Origin of the sequence: Gemmata palustris (assembly GCF_017939745.1) — a bacterium.
In the GTDB taxonomy this organism is placed as follows: Bacteria; Planctomycetota; Planctomycetia; order Gemmatales; family Gemmataceae; genus Gemmata; species Gemmata palustris.
The window spans coordinates 5,177,876-5,196,520 of sequence record NZ_JAGKQQ010000001.1; the positions used below are offsets into that span (position 1 = coordinate 5,177,876).

Consider the following 18,645-nt stretch of genomic DNA (forward strand, 5'->3'; position numbering starts at 1 on the left):
ACTTCGGCACAGCGGGTACTGCAACTACGCGCTCAATTTTCTCTTCCTTAGCCCCCTCCCGAGCCGCTAAGGGTATTGCACGTCGCACAGACAATGAACAGGGCAATGGTAACGAGCGGGCGGTAAAAGGGGCTCACGGTCACCACGTGGTGGCACTACACCCGGTTGAACTGCGGGACATTTGTAAAAGTGGCGCGATTTCTCGATAGCGGCATCGGTTCCGTCACCTTGCAGTTCGCACTCCTGGATACCACGAGCACGCCGCTCGAAGACATTTCTGGCCCCGCGTGTCGTGCAAGTCGCACGTAGGAGGCGTGGCGGCGCGCGCCGAGGCGGCTGACGGACCACAGCAGTTTCGCTGCGATCTCGTAATCGAACGTCTCATCCGTTTCGATATTTGCCCGAAAAGGGGATAAAAACGGCGCAGGACAACGGCTCTTTTCGTTACTTGGCGACCTCGAACGGGGCGGTTACCGCCGTTCAAAAACCTTCCGCAAGACCTTCCGCGTGCTTGGCAACCTTCGCCACTGCGGCCTGCACGAACAGGTTGTCCACCCCTTCCAGGGCCGTGGCATCGACCGCGGAGAGGCCGAGGTCGTCAACCGCCTCCAGGACCGCGATGTGGAGCGCCCAGGTGACGGCCGGTGGCTCGGCCAACAGCCCGGTCAGCCGCCCCACCTCGGCGGCGGCTCCGTGCCCGACGAGGTCGTCCACTGCCGCCCGCCGCAGGTTCTCCGGTCGGGCCGGGTCGACGGCGATCGAGAACAGCTTCGGCACCCCTTCGTCCCGGCCCGCGTGGGCGACGAAGGTGCCTAGCGTTTCGGTCGCGTGCATCCCGAACACGCCCGGCCGGTGCAAGTGATTCCATGCGACGGCCGCGATGAGAGGGTTCGGCGGGAGCAGGCCGAGCCGGTACATCGCCGACCTCCGCACCCCGAAGTCGGGGTCTTCGACCAGCGCCAGGAGTCCTTCGGCGTCGGCCCACGCCAGTAGCGGCACCGTCGCCCGCTCGCGGACCAACGGGTCGGGGTGGTTGAGCAGCACCGGTCGGAGCCGGCGGCGGTCCGCAGCCGGGTACGGCTCCCACGTCGATCGCCACAGCACGTCTTCCAACACCTTCGGGGACGTGTCCGGGTCGGTCAGTAGACGGAGTACGTCGGACGCGGCCGGCGGGCGCGTCTCCTGTGCCGCGGGCCGTGTGTACGGCGGTTCGTCCGGCGGGGACAACTCCTCGGCCGAGTAGGACAGCAGATCCCAGACCGGGTCGAGCCACCGGCGGACGCGAGCGGACACCCGCGGGTCACTACCGCCGAGGTGGTGAAGGCATTCGTAGCGGATGTCCGCGAAACTGTCGCGGGCGTAGTCGCGGATTCGTTCGGAGGGGTGGTCGAGAAAACCGTGCAGACAGCGGATGACCCGCACGGAGGGGTAATACTGCAACGTCCGGACCGCCTCGACGGCCACGCCCTCGACCGCGTCGGCGGTTGCGGCCACCAGCGCCGCTTCGGCCGCGACCGGCTCGTCCCAGAACAGGATCGCCGCCGCGGTCTCTCGCACCGCCGGGTCCGGGTCGGCTAGGGCCGCGATCTTCAGCCGCAGGTCGGCCGGGGAATCGAAGTAGAAGGTCATCCGGCCGAGGGCGGTTACGCGGAGCGGGTGCGTCGGATCGGCGGCGACCGTCCGCACGACGTCCGGGCGGTGGCGCGAGCCCATGGACAGCAGGGCGTGCCGGCGCAGGATCGGGTCGGCCCCCGCCCACCAGCCCCGCAGGACGCCCTTCGGTACGTCCGCGTCGAGGTCCGGCATGTCCCGCAGGACGGCCCCCGCGGCCCCGCGGATCGCGGCCTTCCGCGAGCGGTCCGTGAGCAGGCGCTCCAGGATCGGAACGGCCCGCCGGTCGGACACGGCGGTGAGCGCGTCAACGAGATCCGTTCGCTCATCGTCCGGGAGGTCGGGAGCGGTCAGGCGGTCGAGCAGGCGGAACGTCCACCGGCGGTCGGCGGATTCGGTGATCGTCGCGTACGGGAGCATGACGACCTCTGGTTGAGCCGGTTGGGCCCTGACCGGACACCGCACCGGGCGTGGTGGTTCGGTTCGTCCATTCGCGACCGGGCCCGCTTCGATTCCGGGCGCCGGTTGGGCGTGACGGCACGGGCTTGGCGTCGGGGCGAAGATCGGCGATGATGTGCGGATCATCACGGGGTTCCAACCGTGACCCGCACCGCCATCGCGACCGCCGCCCTTCTACTCGCGGCCCACGCCGCGACCGCCGCCGATCCGCCGCGGGTGGTGCGGGAGAACATCGAGTGGCTCGACGTGTGGGTGCCCGGCAACGGCGTGAAGGACCAACCCCGGGTGCTCCTCATCGGCGACTCGATCACCCGCGGGTACTACAAAGCTGTCGAGGACAGTCTCCAGGGTAAGGCAATCGTCTGCCGGCTGGCGATGAGCAAGAGCCTCGGCGATCCCGGCCTGCTCGACGAGGTGAAGTTGGTGCTGGGGCAGGCGAAGTTCGACGTGGTCCACTTCAACAACGGGATGCACGGCTGGGGTGACACCGAGGACGAGTACGCCCGGGCCGTCCCCGAACTCGTGGCGACGATCCGCAGAGGCGCGCCGGGGGCAAAACTCGTGTGGGCCAGCACGTCGCCCGTTCGAGTGGCCGGGAAGGTCGATCAACTCGACCCGAAGACCGATCGGGTGAAGGCCCGGAACGAGGCCGCGGCCGAGGTGGTGGCGAAGGAAAAGATCCCGACCAACGATCTGTTCGCCCTTGTGATCGACAAACCCGACTGGTTCTCCAACGACGGCGTCCACCTCGACGCGAAGGGCTCGGCCGCGATGGGCGAGCACGTTGCGGCCGAAGTGCTCAAACTCCTCGGCGACGCAAAGAAGTGATCCGGCCGTCGCGTGGCAACCGGACGGGCGCTCGGCGCAACGCACGGGAGCGCCTACTGCCCGGCGTCTTCTTCCAGGTGGAAGCGGTGGAACATGCGGTGGACGATGGGGGCCAGCACGACCCCCGACGCCATCACCAGTACGAGCCCGCTGTAGAGCGCGTACGCCCCGGCGAACAGTTTCCCGCCCGGCGTCTTGAGCGGCTCCAGCGGCCCCATCCCGGAGAGGATCATGGACGCGTTGGCGAACGCGTCGATCCGCCCCATGTCTTCGGTCAGGTGATAGCCCGTCATCCCGCCCAGCAGCGAGGCGCCGATCAGGGCCGACGCGACCGCGAAGTTCCGGGCCACCCGGCGGGCGAACGCGGGCCGGGGCAACAGGGCATCGTGCTTCGACTCGAACCGCAGAAGGTGCCGCTTGCTCATGCCGTCTCCGTACATGAAAGGGGCGATTTGGCCGGTGAAGGTGGGCCGGTGCCGCAGGCTCTACCCGCTCGAAATCGAACGTGATCTTACCCGACCGTGTCAGCCCTGCGGGGTTCCGGGGCCAGTTCGGTGGCCGCGTTCACCCCGGCCGCGGTCTCCGGCAGGATACCGAGCCGGGCGTACACGGGTCGTGCGTGTCGCCGCAGTCGCGGGAGTTGCGTGGCGAACACCAGCCCCCGACCAGGACCAGCGCCCCTGACCCCGTAACGACCGCACGGACGCCGACGATTCCCGCGAGCCATCCGGCCAGCAAACTCCCAAACGGGGCCGCGCCCTGGAACGCCATCCCGAAGAAGCTCATCACCCGGCCCCGCTTGTCCTCGTCCACCATCGTCTGGATGAGCGTGTTCTCGGTGCACGCGGTCACGGCGCAGAATGCCGGAAGACGGGCACTCGCGCAAGCGGAAGCGTATGATCGAGACATTGAGGCACGGCAGGGCACGGAACCCCTTTGGAAACGCTCGTCTTGCAGAATTCGCCGTGCCGAATCTCTCCGGGCGGCCATGTAGGTCCACGATGATCCCGATCCTGCGACTGTTGCGTGCCGCAGCCGGGTCCGACCGGGACCTGCTCGACCGGTACGTCCGCAACCGGGACGAGGAGGCGTTCGAGGCGCTGGTCCGGCGGTACGGCACCGGCGTTTGGGGGGCGTGCGTGCGGCTCGCCGGCCGCGACGCAGAGGACGCGTTCCAGGCGGTGTTCCTCGTGCTGTCCCGCAAGGCCGGGACCGTGACCGGCTCGCTCCCGGCGTGGCTGCACGCGGTCTCGAGGCGGGTCGCGTCCGACCTCCGCCGCACGTCCCGGCGGCGCAACGCGATCGAAGCGACGACTGCCCGGCTCGATTTGGTCAACGGCCCTGACCCGAGTCTTCGTGAAGGGCTGGCCCTTCTCGACGAGGAACTGTCCCGGCTCCCCGATCAGTACCGGGCGGTTCTGATCGTGTGCTGCCTGGAGGGCCGCTCCCGCGACGAAGCCGCGGTGCAACTGGGGTGGTCGGAGGGCCAGGTCAAGGGCCGGCTGGAGCGCGCCCGCGAGGTGCTCCGGACGCGCCTCGTGCGGCGGGGCATCGAACTCGGCGGGCTGCTGCTCGCCGCCGCGGTGGCCGGCCCGGTTCCCGTCCGCGCCGACCCTCCCTCCGCAGCCGCCGTTATCCTTACCCACAGAGTGATCCGAGCAATGTTGATCCAGAAGTTCAGGTTGGTCGTCGGCGCGCTGACGGCCTGTGTCGGTATCGCGCTCGCGAGCGGGGTGGCGCTTCGGGCTCAACCCGACGACCCGGCCGCGCCGAACGGGGTCGCGAACGCCCCCAAAGCACCCCCGGAGAATCGCCCCGGCCCGCAGGACGAGGGAAAAGCGTCACCGCAGGAGCAGATCGACGAATCGAAGAAGGAAATCGAGGCCCTGCGCAAGCGGGTCGAGGCCCTTGAACGGGCGCAGAAGCGGCCCGCCCCGGAGCGCCAGAAAGTCGTGGTCACCAGCCCCATGGCGAGGGACGTCGTCGTCGCTCAACAGTACGTCGGCAAGATTCTCGCGCACCGCCACATCAACGTCTGCGCTATGGCGAACGGGGTCGTCGCGGAGGTCACGGTCAAAGAGGGTCTGGCGGTGAAGAAGGGCGACGTACTGTTCAAGGTGGTGTCGACCCTGTACAAGACAAAGTTGGACACCGAGATGGCCGAGGTCCGGATCGCAAAACTGGAAATGGACAACGCCAAGAAGCTGTTCGAGCAGAAGGTGATCTCCCAGCACGAACTGGCTCTGAACGAGGCCAAACTGGCGAAGGCCGAGGCCCGGGCGAAGCTCGCGGAAACCGACCTGAACTTGACCATCGTCAAGGCACCGTTCGACGGCCTCGTCGGGCGCCTGCCGGAGCAGGAGGGCAGCGCGGTCAAGGAGGGAGCCGCTCTCACGACCCTGTCCGACAACAGCGCGGTGTGGGTGTACTTCAACGTGCCCGAGGCCCGGTACCTCGAATACATGGGCAACCGGGACGAGAGAAAGGAGGGGCCGTCGATCGAACTCGTGCTCGCGAACGGCCGCACGTTCCCCCAGGCCGGCAAGCTCGGTGCGATCGAGGGGCAGTTCGAGAAGGACACGGGGAACATCCCCTTCCGGGCGGATTTCCCGAACCCGAAGGGCCTGTTGCGCCACGGCCAGACCGGCACCGTGGTGATCCGCGAGTCGTTGAAGAACGCCATCGTCATCCCCCAGCGGGCGGTGCTCGAGAAAGACGGCATGCGGTACGTTTACGTCGTGGGCAAGGACGGCGCGGCGCACCAGCGCGAGATCGTGATTCAACACGAGATGGACGGCACCTTCGTCGTCAACAAGGGGCTGGATGCGAGCGACTGGATAGTCATCAATGGGGTCCGGCAGGTTCACGACGGCGAGAAGGTGGAGTACGAGTTCCGCAAACCGGAGCCGGTTCCGGCGAGCCCGAAAATGCCTGTGGAAAAGTAAGCGCCCGGCCCAGCAATGGGCGTTCAAGGCAAAGTTGAGCGGGGCGGTGCTGCATTAATCGCTCCGTTACGTCCCGCAGTATGTCCGATAGCCGCGCTCGTCGGCAGGCGGCTCACGGTATTCCACCAGATCCGCCCGCTCCAGATACGGCGATACCACCGCCTCCAGCAACCGGTGCAGTGGCGCCAGGTCGCCCCGCTCCTCGGCGGCGGACAGCGCCTCCTCGACGCGATGGTTCCGCGGGATGGTGACCGGGTTGGCGCTCCGCATTAGCTCATACGCCGGGGCCTTCGTCGGCCCGAGCCGCTCTTGCCAGCGGGCGTACCACGCCCGGAAGTCCGCGTCCCGGTACGTTTCGCCGGCCGGCGGGCCGCCCGCCGACAGGTCCCGGAACGTGTTGGTGAAGTCGGCCCGGGCCTTCAGCATCCACTCCAGCAGCGATTGGATCAGTTCCAAGTCGCCGTCCCGTTCGGTCGTCAGTCCCAGTTTCTTCCGCATTCCGGCGAGCCAGTACGCCCCGAACCGCCCCGGAAACTCGTTCAGCACCTCCGTGGCTGCCGCGACCGACCTCTCCGGGTCGGAGTCGATGAGCGCCAGCAGCGTCTCGGCGAACCGGGCCAGGTTCCAGTGCACGATGTTCGGCTGGTTGCCGTAGGCGTACCTCCCGCCGCTGTCGATCGAACTGAACACGGTGGCGGGATCGTAGGCGTTCATGAACGCGCACGGCCCGTAGTCGATCGTCTCCCCGGAGATGGCCACGTTGTCCGTGTTCATCACCCCGTGGACGAAGCCCATGAGTTGCCACCGCGCCACGAGGGCGGCCTGGCGGTCGGAGACCACGCGGAGGAAAGACAGGTACTTCTGTGGCGCATCAGCGAGTTCGGGGTAGTGCCGGGCGATCGTGTAGTCGGTCAGCGCCCGCAGGGCCTCCGGGTCGCGCCGCGCCGCGTACTCGAAGGTACCGACCCGGATGTGGCTGGCGGCCACGCGGGTCAGGACCGCCCCCTTCCGGGTCCCCGTCCGGTGCACCGCCTCGCCCGTGGTGACGACCGCAAGGCTGCGCGTGGTGGGAACACCCAGCCCGGCCATCGCCTCACTGATGACGTACTCGCGGAGCATCGGCCCCAGCGCCGCCCGGCCGTCACCGCCGCGCGAGAACCGCGTCCGCCCCGACCCCTTGAACTGGATGTCGACCCGTTGCCCCGACGGCGTGCGGTGCTCCCCGAGCAGGATGGCGCGGCCGTCGCCGAGCACGGTGAACCCGCCGTACTGGTGGCCCGCGTAGGCCTGCGCGATGGGTTGGGAGCCGGGCGGCAGGTCCTGACCCGCGAACACGGCCGCGGCGCCCTCCGCCGAGAGCGCGCGGAAATCAAGACCGAGTTCGTGAGCCAGGGCGTGGTTCAGAATGGCGACCTGCGGTCCCCGCACCTCGGCCGGCTCGGCCGGGCTGAACAGGGTCTCCAGGAGCCGTGCGTAGGTGTTATCGAACCGCCACCCGGCCGCCTCGTGTTCCGCAATCGTTACCGTCGGAGTGATCATCCAGCCCCCAAACAAGGCACACGAACTGTTCCAATTATAGAGGGCGTGACGACGCGTAACGGTTCACGTAAGGCGCCATTCTGAGCCCAGTAGCGAATCGGCAGGGCTCGGTGACCGGTGCCCCCGGCCCGATTCCGTTGGGTATTTCGAGCGAGACGGTACCCGCGTTCGGCGATGGGAGCCTCATGTCCATGCCGCGCAGGAAGAGAACCAAGTCGTGATTCGCCGGTCCCTTCTGGTCCGCGAGCTGTTCGTAGGTCGCCTCCGTGCAACGGACGTGGCGCAGACTCTGCGCTTCCGCCCACCGGCGCCCGAGCACAAGTTGGGCAGGAAAATGATCGTAGATGGTCACCTCACAGCCGGGATTCGCGGTGGCAAGGTACATGCCGATCACGCCGGTGCCGCCACCGATATCCGCGATCCGGTGGGATCGAGAGAGGCGGTCCCAGAGGCGCCGCAAGTGATGGAGTGTTCGCAGAAAGAAGTCGTACTCGGTCGACAGGCACCGCTTGGCGATCCGATCGGTGACGAAGTAGGTACTACCGGCCTGGGGGCTGTACCCACCGTGGCCGATAACGTCCGCGCGGTTCCCGCCGGCCCGCCGTACCTCCTCCCAGAAGGACTCGGTGAAAACTTCGGCGGGAGACCTCCTTTGGATGCCGAGGCGTCGAAGGAACTTGGCCGGGTCAATCGCGGGTCGCGCCCTCGGTGTTCTGTCGGGTGGTGTGAGGATCAGGGAATGTGGAAACCGGCGTCGGAGTTAAGAGGGTAATGTTCAGGTGGTGTAGACCGTGTCCGGACACCAGTTCAGCGCGGCGAGGAGCGAATTGAGAGCACCCTCGCCTTTGGCAAGATCGACATTGTGAGCCCGGCGTGGGGGGTAGGACTGTCGCTCCTCTCGTTACGTCGTTTCGCCCAGCGTATAACACCCCCGAGAGACCAGTGGCACTTCCGACCCGACTTGAGCCTACCCGTCACGGCAATTTCACCACTAAAAAAGGAGCTACGAAGGAATCTCGGCAATTACGACGAACGGTTCACCCCGCTCTCCGGGGTTTGACCGCCCGTCGTTTCGGCGGGTAAGTCGTTTCTTTTTACCGTCGTGGCGAGCGACGAGACGACGGCCACCCTGCAGCGGGACGATGCCCGGATCGGGCTGGTCGGGAAGCCGGACCACAAGCCGGGGGAAGCCGGATCATTCGCGATCGGTGTAGCCGACCTCAACAACATGCGGGCGCAGTTGGACGGGCGCGGCCTCGACCTCGGAGGCATCCGCACCGACGAGTGTGACGGGAAGAAGTACCGGATGTTCTTCCGCCGCGAGGCGGAGAACGGGTACTGCTTTTGTTTCACGCAGCCGGTGTGATCCGGCCGCTTCCAACCCGTAGCCCCGACGGTGCGATATGCCGGTGCCCGCCGCCTTCGCCGAGAGCAACCGCGTCCAGACTGAGCGGCTGCAAAACTGGTTGACGTCATGCTGGCCGACCGGCTCATGTGCGCGTGGACCGAGATGGTCATGCTCCAGCAGCGCGGGGTCGAGTCCGTGTGCCGGTTCACCTCGCACCGGAAGGCCGACTTCCGAAGGGGCACGCGCCTGGGTGAGGGCGACCACGTGGTCGAGTGGCCCAAGCCGCCGAAGCCCCGGTCGATCGACCGGAAGGCGTATGCGGTGCTCCCCGCATCCCTGACCGTTCGCGAGTGCCGCGTTCGTGTGGATCAGGCGGGCTTCCCCCGTCGCACCGAAGCTCGAACAGCGTGTAGTAATCGCCCTGGGGACGGCTTTCGGACCATTCCATCTGGTTCGCCCTCTGCGGCGTAACGAATCGGCCCACCGGCTCCGACGCGGGCGATTCTCCGCCCAAACTTTGCTTTCCCCAGCCAATGCCGTTAGTATCAGCGCGAGAATGATTCGTGTTATGCCGACCGGCATAAACAGAGTTCGGCACATGACGGAGGCTGCGCCGTGAAGTCTATCACTGCGGTGGTCGTTGTGGCGCTGGCCGCGATGTGCCTTCTCGGGGCGGACGACAAGCCCAAGCACAACACGCTCACCGATACAGAGAAGGCCGACGGTTGGATATTGCTCTTCGACGGCAAGGAAACCGAGGGCTGGAAGGTCGAGGGGGAGGCGAAAGTCGTAGACGGTGTGTTAGTCGTCGGCGGGGACAAGCCGGCAAAACTCAAGACGACCGACACGTTCGGCAAACTCGAACTCCGGTTCGAGTACCGCACGGAGGGGAAGAAGGGCGACGTCCCCAGCACCATGGTCCGGGTGTTTTTGTTGCCGACGGAGAACGACAAGAGGGGCGCCTGGAATGAACTCACCCTGACGGCCGAGGGCAAGACCATCCGGAGCGAGAATAAGGAACCGGATGGCAAACAGAAACTGGAGATCACTCTCGGTGAAGAACCGGGCGACGTGCCGGTCGAGTTCGAGGTGGATGCCGGATCCAAGCTGTACCTGCGCAACGTCAAGCTCAAGAAGCGTTGAACGACAGTGCCGCGTTCCCGTCGCGTGCTTCCGGGCCGTTCCGAACAGGTGATGCCGAACGCCGAGCAGCACCGGACCCCACATAACGCCGCGCCCCGTTACCGCTCCCTAAATTCTTGGGGAGCAACCGTGGAAGTGCCCATGCTCACCAGCAACCGCCTCCGGAACTGGCTGACCGCGTTCAGCCTCATCGCCTTCTACCTCGCCGTCCGGCCGTTCTGCCGCGCCGCCGCGAGCATCACGCCGACCCCCGCTCAGGCGGCTCACCTGAAAGAGCACCCGGAAGCCCTGCCGCGGACCGGGGACTACGCGTTCGGCTGGTCGCACTCCCCGCTGGCGAGTTACCACGACGAGTACACGCTGACCGGCGAGGGCGGGCGGGTCACGCCGGGCCGGTCGAGCCACACGCACGTCGGGTGGTTGTCGTGGTCGTCCCTCACGCTGGCGGTCGCGGTTGCGCTGTTCGTTGCCGCGGCATGGCTCAACAGACGGAAAGCGATCAGCGAAGCGACCTGATCCCCAAAGAACTCTAGTCCCCTTCCGGCACATCATCCCACCCCGTATCCCACTCGACCCGGCACGTCCCGCAGTGGTAACGGAGCCGCAAACTCTTGTCCCGAACCCGTGGCGCCCGTCCACCGCACTGCGGGCACCGGTACCACCACCACAGCTTGCCGAAAACAACAACGGCATACAGGAGGGAAACGAGGACGAGCACGCCCGAGGTGACGAGGAACAGCGACGGCGTCTGTCCTGCCACGCCACCATTTGGCCCAGCGGAAACCATCACCCAGACGAGGGAACCGCCCGCCATCGCCAGCGCGACGAGAAACAGGCGAACGGCATTGTGTGCCTGCTTCCCGGTGCGGGCGTCTTCGCGCTTCATCGTAGTGAGGATCTTACGGCGTTGCTGGCGTTCGCTGCCGCTCGTTTGCGACGTTACTTCGCGAGGGAGTAGCAGACGATCTCCTTGTCGTTCCGCACGAAGAGGCACTTCTCCGCGAACGCCGGGTGGCACCAGACCACCTTCCGGCCGAACGCCCTCTGCGTGAGTTCGAGCTTCAACTCGGCCCGGCTCACTTCCTCGTACCCCTTCGGGGTCAACTTGGCGATGATCAGGGCGCCGTTGTCGGCGAACACGAAGAACCGGTCGCCATTTTTCACGAGGAACGCGGTTCCCGTCCCCGCGCCCTTGAAGTCCTCCTCTTCGTCCTTGCCAAGGACCGGCTTGAAGGTCCACCAGAGCCGTTCGCCCGTTTCGGCCTTGAAGGCGCGGAACATGCCCGGCTGGTCGACGCCGTAGATAACGCCGTCCTCGACGAACGGGGTCATGTTGATCGGGGCCATACCGAGGGGGCCGGCTCGCTTGCCCATCCCGACCGCGTCCTGCTGCCACGCGATCGTGGCGTCAGGCTTGTCCTTCGCCATCTTGAGCACCACCTGCGCTCCGCCGTTGCCGCCGGCGTAGAGGTAATCCCCGGCGAGCCGCGGGGCCATGATGGACATCTGCGAGTTCGGCTTGATCGGGAACTTCCAGTACACCGCACCGGTTTCCGGGTTGAGGCCGTTGATCGCCTCGGCGTGCCAGATCACCAGTTGCTTGACGCCGCCCGCGTCGATCAGCGTCGGAGGGCAGTACCCGGCGTCCTTCGCGGAGAGGGCCTTCCAGACCTCCTTACCGGTGTCCTTATCGAACGCCACGGCGACCACGTCCTTCCCGCCGACGAGCGCGATGACCAGGTTCTTGTAGACGAGCGGGTGCCCGGCGAACCCCCAGATCTGCACCCGGGCCTCGTAGTCTTTCGGGAAGTTCTTCTTCCAGGTCACGGTCCCCTTCTCGGCGTCCAGGCAGGCGAAGTCGCCCATCGCCCCGAGGAAGTACACCTTCCCGTCGCTGACGGTCGGCGTGCAGCGGGGGCCTTCACGGTAGCTGATCGTGTACGGGCAGTCGTACTCGTACTTCCAGATCTCCTTGCCGGTCCTGGCGTCGAGGCAGAGGAGGCGTTCGGAACTTTCGGTCTTGCTGGTGTCGAATGCGTTGGCCGGGTCTTTCGCCCCGTCCTTCAATTTCTTGTCGGCAACGTACACTTTGCCCGCGGCCACGGCCGGGCCGGCATAGCCGCCGCCGATCGCGATCCGCCAGAGTTCCTTTGGCCCACCGGCCGGGAACGTGTCGAGGATGCCGGTTTCCTTCCACACGGCGTCGCGATTCGGACCCATCCATTGCGGCCAGTCGTCGGCCCGCCCGGTGGAACCCGTGGCCGTGAAGAAGGCCGCGGCCAAAAGCAATCGCGAACGCATGGATCTCTCCTGGATGTGGAGAACCGGAAGGGGCGGACTCAGTTAGATGTACCGGCTGCTCGGGCCGCTGACAAACCGTGTTGCTCGATCCTCCCCGGATGAACGCCTCTGGGAACACATCTCGAAAGCGCTGTGACGGCTTATCGTTCAAGAAGGGACTTTACATGACGGAAGCGGAAGCCGAGGGGTACAAGATCGATCCGAAGGCGATCCCGTGATGACCGACAAGCGGTCGGAGTGAAGTGCTGCGGGCCGGGCTTGAGTACCGGCTGGCGGCCCGTGGCGGACCTAACTCGAACTTTAACCACTCAGCCATGGCACCGGGCTACTACCTCACTGAAAGGGCCCGTCCTTCCGTACGGCCGCAGCATCTCGGCAGTAGCGCACCTCGATGCATCGTGCAACCGGGAATGTGCCCGGTTAGCCCGCGCGCTCGTCCGCTACAAGCAGATGGAAGATGTCAGTGTGGATCTTGGTGGGGTCGTTGTTCCATTCGTCTTGCCAGTGACCGTACACCTCCCATCTCGGACCAGTCAACCGATGACCGTTGCTCCCGCACCAGAGATGAATCGCATCGTGCGCCTCGTTGAGGCGTCCGTACGACCCGTAATGGGTCGTCGTCGCAACGAGGCCGCCTGGTGTAACTGAGCCGACGACTTCCCCGTACCCGGCAAACGGAGCGTCCAGTTCGACACCGACTTCCAGGTTGATCTGATCGTCGAGGTAGATCGCGACATGCCGGCCAGCGCCCGCGACCTGTTGCGCGCGGAGGGCGCTCCACACGACTCCACAAGCGTCCGGAACGACTTTGGAGAGTTCGTGGCCAGCCGCCCGACGGCGCACGACGGCAAGCGGGTGGCTGCTGAGTTGTTCGACGCGCACGACGTAATCCATGCTCACCGCCGTTGAAAATGAAGTAATTTAACGCGATCCTCCCCCCTCGTAGCGGGGTTTGCAATCTCGGTGGCGGCTCGCCGTCGGGAGGAATTTAGCGGTTGCTCGACCAGAAGGACGCGGAATCGTGCGGCTCTTCCAGAACATCCTTCTGGTCATCGGTGCCCCGGCGCTGGGGGTAATGTCGTGCGGCCTCGGCTTGGCGAGTGCCTTGGCCGCTACCGTGTTCCGGACGCGCGCGGGCCAGGACCCGAGCCTCGATTGGGGTGGAGCAGCCGGTTTCCTGTGCTCCGGTCTGTGTGTGGGTTCGTTCGGGGCCGTCGCTGGGCTCATGTGGGCCGTCCGTCGGATCAAACTGGAGGACGGCCCGTGGGGACCGGCCATCTGGATCGGGATCGTGCTGGGCATGGCCGGCGCCTTGGCGATTCGCTTCTCGGGCGTTCTGGATGGTTACGTGCCCGGTCGTGTGATCCGGTGGGGACCGGGTCTGGCCTGCTTCGTCGCCGCGTGCGGTACGCTGGGTGGGTTGTTGGGGAGCGCCTTCGAGGTAAGTCGGAGGCGTCCGAAACGGAGTGGACGTCGTCCGAGACACAAGGCGTAGCCACCCGGACGGGCGTCCCGTTCTTGCAGCCTTCCTGCTGGAGTAAGGCCTGATCGCGCGACGCGCGGCGTGGTCGCGAGCAGTCCATCAGGCTGTCCCAGCCACCGATCGACCGGGCGACGGACCGCGACGGCTTTCGCCGAGGTGTTCCGGTGACTGGCCGAGGACGTGTATGAGGCCGAGCGATTCGTGCTGGTGATGGACAACTTGAACAACTCGGGCGCGAGCCCGTCGTCGATGACCGATTTCCCGACCCGCAGCGCCGCGGCCCGGGCCTCCCGCTCGCGCCGGACGGGCGCGGCTCGCCGGACTCCAAGTGCGGTCCGGTACGCGACCCCGTGCCGCCAGTTCCCGAGCACCGACCGGGGCCTCATCGCCTCGGCTCGGTGTGCCAGCACGAGGAACGTGGCCTGGAACGCATCCTCCGCGTCCTGGCGGTGTCAGAGTACGCGCCGACACACGGCCCGAACCATCGGCCCATGGCGACAGACTAAGAACCTATCCGGTTAACCGTGCATCTAACCCTCTGAGCCCAGGCTTTTGAGGGTGTAGCGATGAAGCGGGCGAAATCGGTGGACCAGTGGCGCATATCCGATGAGCTGTGGGAGAAGCTCCAGCCATTACTGCCGGACCATCCCAACACACACCGGTTCGGTGGTGGTCGGCCTCGTAAGCCGGATCGGGTGTGTGCCGACGCCATCTTCTTCCGGTTGCGGACCGGGTGCCAGTGGAAGGCGCTGGACGCCACGGGCATGTGCCCCGGCTCGACCGCACACGCCCGGTTCCAGGAGTGGGTGGCGGCCGGGGTGTTCCTGAAGCTGTGGACGGCCGGGTTGCTGGAGTACGACCAGTTGAAGGGGATCGATTGGTCCTGGTTGTCGATGGACGGGTGCATGACCAAGGCACCCCTCGGGGGGAAAAAAGACGGGCCGGAACCCCACGGATCGTGGCAAATCGGGGGTCAAGCGGAGTCTGCTGGTCGAGGGCGCCGGGGTGCCGATTGGGGTGGCGGTGGACGGGGCCAACCGGAACGACTTCAAGATGGCCCGCGCAACCATCGAGCGCATCGCCATTAAGCGTCCCAAGCCGACCAAGAAGAAGACCCAGGGGATGTGCCTGGACAAGGGGTACGACTACGACGAGGTGCGGGAACTGCTGGAGGAGTTCGGGTTCAGCGCCCACATCCGCGCGCGGGGCGAAGAAGCCCGAGAGTTGAAGCGCCGGGCGGGTGAGAAGGCCCGGCGCTGGGTGGTGGAGCGGGCCCATAGTTGGCTCAACCGGTTCCGCGCCGTGCTGATCCGCTGGTGCAAGAAGTCCGACAACTTCCTCGCTACCTTGCACTTCGCACTCGCGGTTATCACGTACCGAGCTACCGGGTTAACCGGATAGGTTCTAAGGACGCGGACGTGGGTTTGTCCCGGTCGACGGCGAACCGGTCGAGCAGGTCTGCGTCGGATGCGGAATCGGTCGTGGCGACTAGATACCGCAGGCGTGCGAGGTCACTCATTCCGTCTCGGCCCTCTCGAACAGCATGTAGTGGCGCGGCACCGGCTCGCGCGTCCACGACTTTTCCGTGGGCCAGATTTTTTTGCGGGGCGCCATCGGGTATCCAAGGGATACGCGCTTCGGACTTGAGCAGGAAGGTGATGGGGCCAATGACCTTGTGATACGCCCCAATGTCGTTCACCGTGCCTCGGTCGAGCCGGTCGATGGCGGTCAGCTACGACCCCGTCTCCGACCATCAGGTACGTTCAATTCGTAGCGTCGAGTGTAGACGGCTGAAAGTGTCCGCTTCGTCTGCTCGGCGACCTGAGCAGCCGGAAGTGACCACACGAGCGCATCCTCCTCGGCGGTCCAGGGGCGCCCGGCTTTAGGTGGTCGTGCCCCGCGCCGGCGTGACAACTCGCTCAACAGTTTGCGAACTTCTTCGGTGTGCGGCTTGCCCGTGCGCCCTTCGCGCATCGCATCGATGACGTGTTGCGGTCGGGGTTTCCCTCGTTTGGACGCCGCAATCTTCTCACAACGTTCTGGGTCGCGGGCCTTGGCCTTCCCCCGCTCGCGAGCCGCCTCAAGAGCTACGGAGTTGGTCGCGCTCGCGACCTTCAACAGGACGGTTCCTTCGGTCATCGCCTTGACGCCCATCGCCGTGCGCCACTTGGTGACGGTCTGCGACGTGATGCCCCATCAGTAGCACACGGCCAACACGGACTCGCGCTGGACGGCCTCGGCAAGGTCGCCGTATATAGCCAACGTGCGCCCCGGACTTCCGGGACGTTTGGCGATGGGCCACGGGATACGGGCGCTGGTGAGGCCCGTGATGGTGACCTCCCCGCGGAACTCGCAGAAGACAGTATCACCGTAGTCGAATCGCGGAGTTGTGTACTCACCGAGCAGGGAGTGATGCTTGAAGCGGCTCATTGGGCGAACACCTATTCCGCGGACTCCGGGTCGAAGTTGGCGAGCAAGAACCGACGGTTCAGCGGCTGAATTCCCCGTGCCTCGGAGTGAAAAGCTCCGACCAGCCCCGAGAGTTCCTCTTGCGTTCGTCGCACGGGGTGACGAAGGACAACCCAGCTAACCGTCTCGGTAAACGGTTCTGTCGTGAGCGACCCTTCGTACCGGAAATACTCGGCGTGCCCCTCCGAAGGCAGCAAATCACTCGGCCGCACCCGGATGATTGGCGGAATGGTGTCTTTGCCCTTCGCTTCGGGTTCGATGCCCGCGAGCTTCTTTCCGAGTTCCTCAACGAACGCCTTGGATTTCTTGTGGCCTGTGTCCGCCAAATCGAAGAACACGCCCAGAACCGCGAGCGCGCACGTGCTCAAGTCCTGATGCACGATGTGCAGTTCCAACGGCATCTGGCGCCCGTTCAGCAGGTGCTCACTGGGGTGATGGAAGTGAAACGACCGCAGTGCGAATCGGTGCCCGTCCAGCGACAAATACCGGCTCGGGTCGAGCGGAAACACGACCTTCGCCCCGTGCGAGTCTTTCGTGACGATACCGTCGAGCGGTCCGGTCCCCCAATGAATCGAAAGCGCGCCGGGAGCAGAGACCGTTACCACCGGGTTGGCGAGATTGATGGGGGACTGCTGGTCGTAGGGCACAACGTTCTCCGCGTTGGCGTCAGAGGAGATTCAACTTACTTGCGCCGACGATACCACGACGTGAGCCAATAATCATCTCGAAATTCACTCGTAATGCGACCAGATTCACTCGAACAAGCTCGGGGTCTTGTTCTGCCTCCACGCGGCCAACCGATAGCCCTTCTTGTCCCTTGGGTTCACGAGCACCCCGGACGTCGTCAAATCGGCCAGCGCCTTGGCCACCGTTCCTGGACCGTGAGCCTTCCCTGCTAACTTCAGCTCGCGCACGATTTCCTTGCGAGTGAGCGCCTCTCCCGCGGCCCTCAGCGCCTCAATGATGTCGGCCCGGCACTCGTCACGACCGCCGGTGGACCGGTTCCGGCGCTCGCCGTTGGCGGTCGGCATCACTTGACCGGCGCCCCACACCTGAATCAAGCACGCGACCTGCCCGTCCGCGTTGGCCACGCGCAACATCGGCGGGGACGGCAACGTCGCCAGAGCCCGCAGTAGCTCGCGGGCGGCGTTCTCGACAACGGATTTTGCGTTGGTCATCGCGTCGGCACCGGAACGTACCGGAACATTCTCCCCACTGGACCAGCTTAATATCCGGGTGTACAGTTTCAAGCGTAAGGACAGTGCTGAACGCAATGGCAGGCAACACAACCGGGAAAATCGTCATGGTCGCGCACTTCGCTCATTTGGACGCGGACTGTTATTACGTCAGCGCCGAGCGCGTTCGGCATCCAGAACTCGTGGGCAAACCGGTCGGAGTACTTGGGAACAACGGGGCGTGCGTCATCGCCAAGAGCTACGAGATGAAGGCCCGGGGCGTGAAAACCGGGACGCCCATCTGGGACGCTAAGGAGCTGTGCCCGGACGGCGTTTACATCAAACGCGATTTCTACTGGTACGAAATCCTGAGCAGGAAGATGTTGGACATAGTCGGAACATTCAGTCGCCAAGTGGAATACTTTAGCATCGACGAGTTCTTCTTCCGGGCCGAGCCCTCGGCACGAACGGCGACCGCCATCCGGGACCACATCTACGAGACCGCGGGCCTCCCGGTGACCATCGGCGTGGCCCGCACGCGCACGCTCGCGAAGTTGTTCAGCGACACGGCCAAGCCGCTCGGGGCCGTCGCCGTACTCGGTCGGGACCACGAGCGCGAACTCCTCGCCCACATGCCCGTGACCGAAATCAGCGGCATCGCCGGACGGAGAGCAGCGCGATTGGCCCCGTATGGCATCCGCACGTGTTTGGACCTGGCCGACGCGGACGGGCGCCTAGTTCAGAAGCTGTTGACCAAGACCGGGTACGAGTTGTGGCTCGAACTCAACGGTCACCCGGTGACGCCCATCCGCACGGAGCGCACCCCGCACAAGGTGCTGGCGCGGGGCGGGTCGCTGATGGGCAACGTGGCCGACCCGACTCTGTTGTGGGCCTGGACCGTGCGGCACATCGAGCGCCTCATCGAAGAGTTGCGGTTCCACGTCGTGCGGACGGATGCGCTGGGCGTCCAGGTCGCGTGGAAGGACGGCGAGTCCACGGGTGGGGTGTGCAAGCTGTCGTGCCCGTCGGACCGGTTCGACGAACTTCTCGATGCGGCCCGCGTCGCCCTGCGGCGCGCGTATGTGCCCCACGGAACTGCAACACACTTGCACGTCATCGCCCCGGAGTTGCGCCGGGCGAAGGGGTTCCAGTTGAGCCTGTTCGACATCCCGGACCCGAAGCGCGAGGCGGTCGCGGCGGCGAAAGCGGCCATCAACGCGCGGTACGGGCGGTTCAAGGTGCGGAGCGGGACCACGCTGCACTTGCCCAAGGTGTACAAGGACCCGGCCAATGATTTCGACATCTGCGACGTGCGCGGGAAGGTGTGCTTCTGAAGGGAGAGGT

At 65.6% G+C, this 18,645-nt stretch carries 18 protein-coding genes; 8 read left to right on the plus strand and 10 right to left on the minus strand.

The features are described from left to right. Positions 1–480: 480 nt before the first annotated feature. Positions 481–2,031, minus strand: a complete 1,551-nt coding sequence (locus J8F10_RS21310) for a HEAT repeat domain-containing protein (protein ID WP_210657201.1) — start codon at positions 2,029–2,031, stop codon at positions 481–483. A gap of 180 nt (positions 2,032–2,211) precedes the next feature. Between J8F10_RS21310 and J8F10_RS21315 the strand changes: the two genes are divergently transcribed. After that, positions 2,212–2,898 (plus strand): SGNH/GDSL hydrolase family protein, encoded by a 687-nt coding sequence (locus tag J8F10_RS21315; protein ID WP_210657203.1) that lies wholly within the window; start codon positions 2,212–2,214, stop codon positions 2,896–2,898. 53 nt (positions 2,899–2,951) lie between these two features. Here J8F10_RS21315 and J8F10_RS21320 read toward each other — a convergent pair whose 3' ends face one another. Together J8F10_RS21320 and J8F10_RS21325 are read right to left on the minus strand one after the other, a co-directional pair. Continuing rightward, entirely contained in the window at positions 2,952–3,323 is a 372-nt protein-coding gene (locus J8F10_RS21320; RefSeq protein WP_210657205.1) for a hypothetical protein, read from the minus strand. 139 nt (positions 3,324–3,462) lie between these two features. Further along, positions 3,463–3,750: an MFS transporter gene (locus J8F10_RS21325; protein WP_210657207.1), complete on the minus strand. Its 288-nt coding sequence runs from the start codon at positions 3,748–3,750 to the stop codon at positions 3,463–3,465. 149 nt (positions 3,751–3,899) lie between these two features. Here J8F10_RS21325 and J8F10_RS21330 point away from each other — a divergent pair, with 149 nt between their 5' ends. Next, the gene (locus J8F10_RS21330) at positions 3,900–5,843 is read left to right on the plus strand and encodes an efflux RND transporter periplasmic adaptor subunit (protein ID WP_210657209.1); all 1,944 of its coding nucleotides are present in this window, start codon (positions 3,900–3,902) and stop codon (positions 5,841–5,843) included. Between the two features lie 66 nt (positions 5,844–5,909). Here the strand turns inward: J8F10_RS21330 and J8F10_RS21335 are convergent, their stop codons facing one another. Together J8F10_RS21335 and J8F10_RS40885 are read right to left on the minus strand one after the other, a co-directional pair. Next, on the minus strand, positions 5,910–7,382 hold the full coding sequence (locus tag J8F10_RS21335) for a protein adenylyltransferase SelO (RefSeq protein WP_210657211.1): 1,473 nt from the start codon (positions 7,380–7,382) through the stop codon (positions 5,910–5,912). Positions 7,383–7,416: 34 nt separating this feature from the next. Next, on the minus strand, positions 7,417–7,842 hold the full coding sequence (locus J8F10_RS40885) for a class I SAM-dependent methyltransferase (protein ID WP_210657213.1): 426 nt from the start codon (positions 7,840–7,842) through the stop codon (positions 7,417–7,419). Positions 7,843–8,484: 642 nt separating this feature from the next. Here J8F10_RS40885 and J8F10_RS21345 point away from each other — a divergent pair. From J8F10_RS21345 to J8F10_RS21360, 4 genes are all read left to right on the plus strand, one after another. Further along, complete coding sequence (locus tag J8F10_RS21345) at positions 8,485–8,748, plus strand: hypothetical protein (protein WP_210657215.1); 264 nt, start codon at positions 8,485–8,487, stop codon at positions 8,746–8,748. A 108-nt stretch (positions 8,749–8,856) separates the two neighbouring features. Next, positions 8,857–9,201: a hypothetical protein gene (locus tag J8F10_RS21350; protein WP_210657217.1), complete on the plus strand. Its 345-nt coding sequence runs from the start codon at positions 8,857–8,859 to the stop codon at positions 9,199–9,201. A 144-nt stretch (positions 9,202–9,345) separates the two neighbouring features. Next, on the plus strand, positions 9,346–9,873 hold the full coding sequence (locus J8F10_RS21355) for a family 16 glycoside hydrolase (RefSeq protein ID WP_210657219.1): 528 nt from the start codon (positions 9,346–9,348) through the stop codon (positions 9,871–9,873). 141 nt (positions 9,874–10,014) lie between these two features. Further along, the gene (locus tag J8F10_RS21360; protein ID WP_210657221.1) at positions 10,015–10,389 is read left to right on the plus strand and encodes a hypothetical protein; all 375 of its coding nucleotides are present in this window, start codon (positions 10,015–10,017) and stop codon (positions 10,387–10,389) included. 13 nt (positions 10,390–10,402) lie between these two features. On the opposite strand, the gene J8F10_RS21365 is transcribed toward J8F10_RS21360, so the two are convergent. The 3 genes from J8F10_RS21365 to J8F10_RS21375 all read right to left on the minus strand — a co-directional run bounded on the left by J8F10_RS21365 (position 10,403) and on the right by J8F10_RS21375 (position 13,068). Further along, entirely contained in the window at positions 10,403–10,759 is a 357-nt protein-coding gene (locus tag J8F10_RS21365) for a hypothetical protein (RefSeq protein ID WP_210657223.1), read from the minus strand. Between the two features lie 53 nt (positions 10,760–10,812). Further along, positions 10,813–12,174 (minus strand): PQQ-binding-like beta-propeller repeat protein, encoded by a 1,362-nt coding sequence (locus J8F10_RS21370; protein ID WP_246523477.1) that lies wholly within the window; start codon positions 12,172–12,174, stop codon positions 10,813–10,815. Positions 12,175–12,594: 420 nt separating this feature from the next. Continuing rightward, positions 12,595–13,068: a GyrI-like domain-containing protein gene (locus J8F10_RS21375; protein WP_210657225.1), complete on the minus strand. Its 474-nt coding sequence runs from the start codon at positions 13,066–13,068 to the stop codon at positions 12,595–12,597. A gap of 1,155 nt (positions 13,069–14,223) precedes the next feature. Between J8F10_RS21375 and J8F10_RS21380 the strand changes: the two genes are divergently transcribed. Next, positions 14,224–15,058 (plus strand): IS5 family transposase gene (locus J8F10_RS21380; RefSeq protein ID WP_246523479.1). Its coding sequence is split into 2 segments (ribosomal slippage): positions 14,224–14,580 and positions 14,582–15,058, totalling 834 coding nucleotides; the frame shifts between segments, so codons are not numbered across the junction. A 1,040-nt stretch (positions 15,059–16,098) separates the two neighbouring features. On the opposite strand, the gene J8F10_RS21385 is transcribed toward J8F10_RS21380, so the two are convergent. Both J8F10_RS21385 and J8F10_RS21390 read right to left on the minus strand, forming a co-directional pair. Further along, positions 16,099–16,773 (minus strand): carbonic anhydrase family protein, encoded by a 675-nt coding sequence (locus J8F10_RS21385; RefSeq protein ID WP_210657228.1) that lies wholly within the window; start codon positions 16,771–16,773, stop codon positions 16,099–16,101. A gap of 105 nt (positions 16,774–16,878) precedes the next feature. Continuing rightward, positions 16,879–17,304, minus strand: a complete 426-nt coding sequence (locus tag J8F10_RS21390) for a hypothetical protein (RefSeq protein ID WP_210657230.1) — start codon at positions 17,302–17,304, stop codon at positions 16,879–16,881. Positions 17,305–17,429: 125 nt separating this feature from the next. Here J8F10_RS21390 and J8F10_RS21395 point away from each other — a divergent pair, with 125 nt between their 5' ends. Beyond that, positions 17,430–18,635 (plus strand): DNA polymerase Y family protein, encoded by a 1,206-nt coding sequence (locus J8F10_RS21395; RefSeq protein ID WP_210657232.1) that lies wholly within the window; start codon positions 17,430–17,432, stop codon positions 18,633–18,635. Positions 18,636–18,645: the final 10 nt, after the last annotated feature.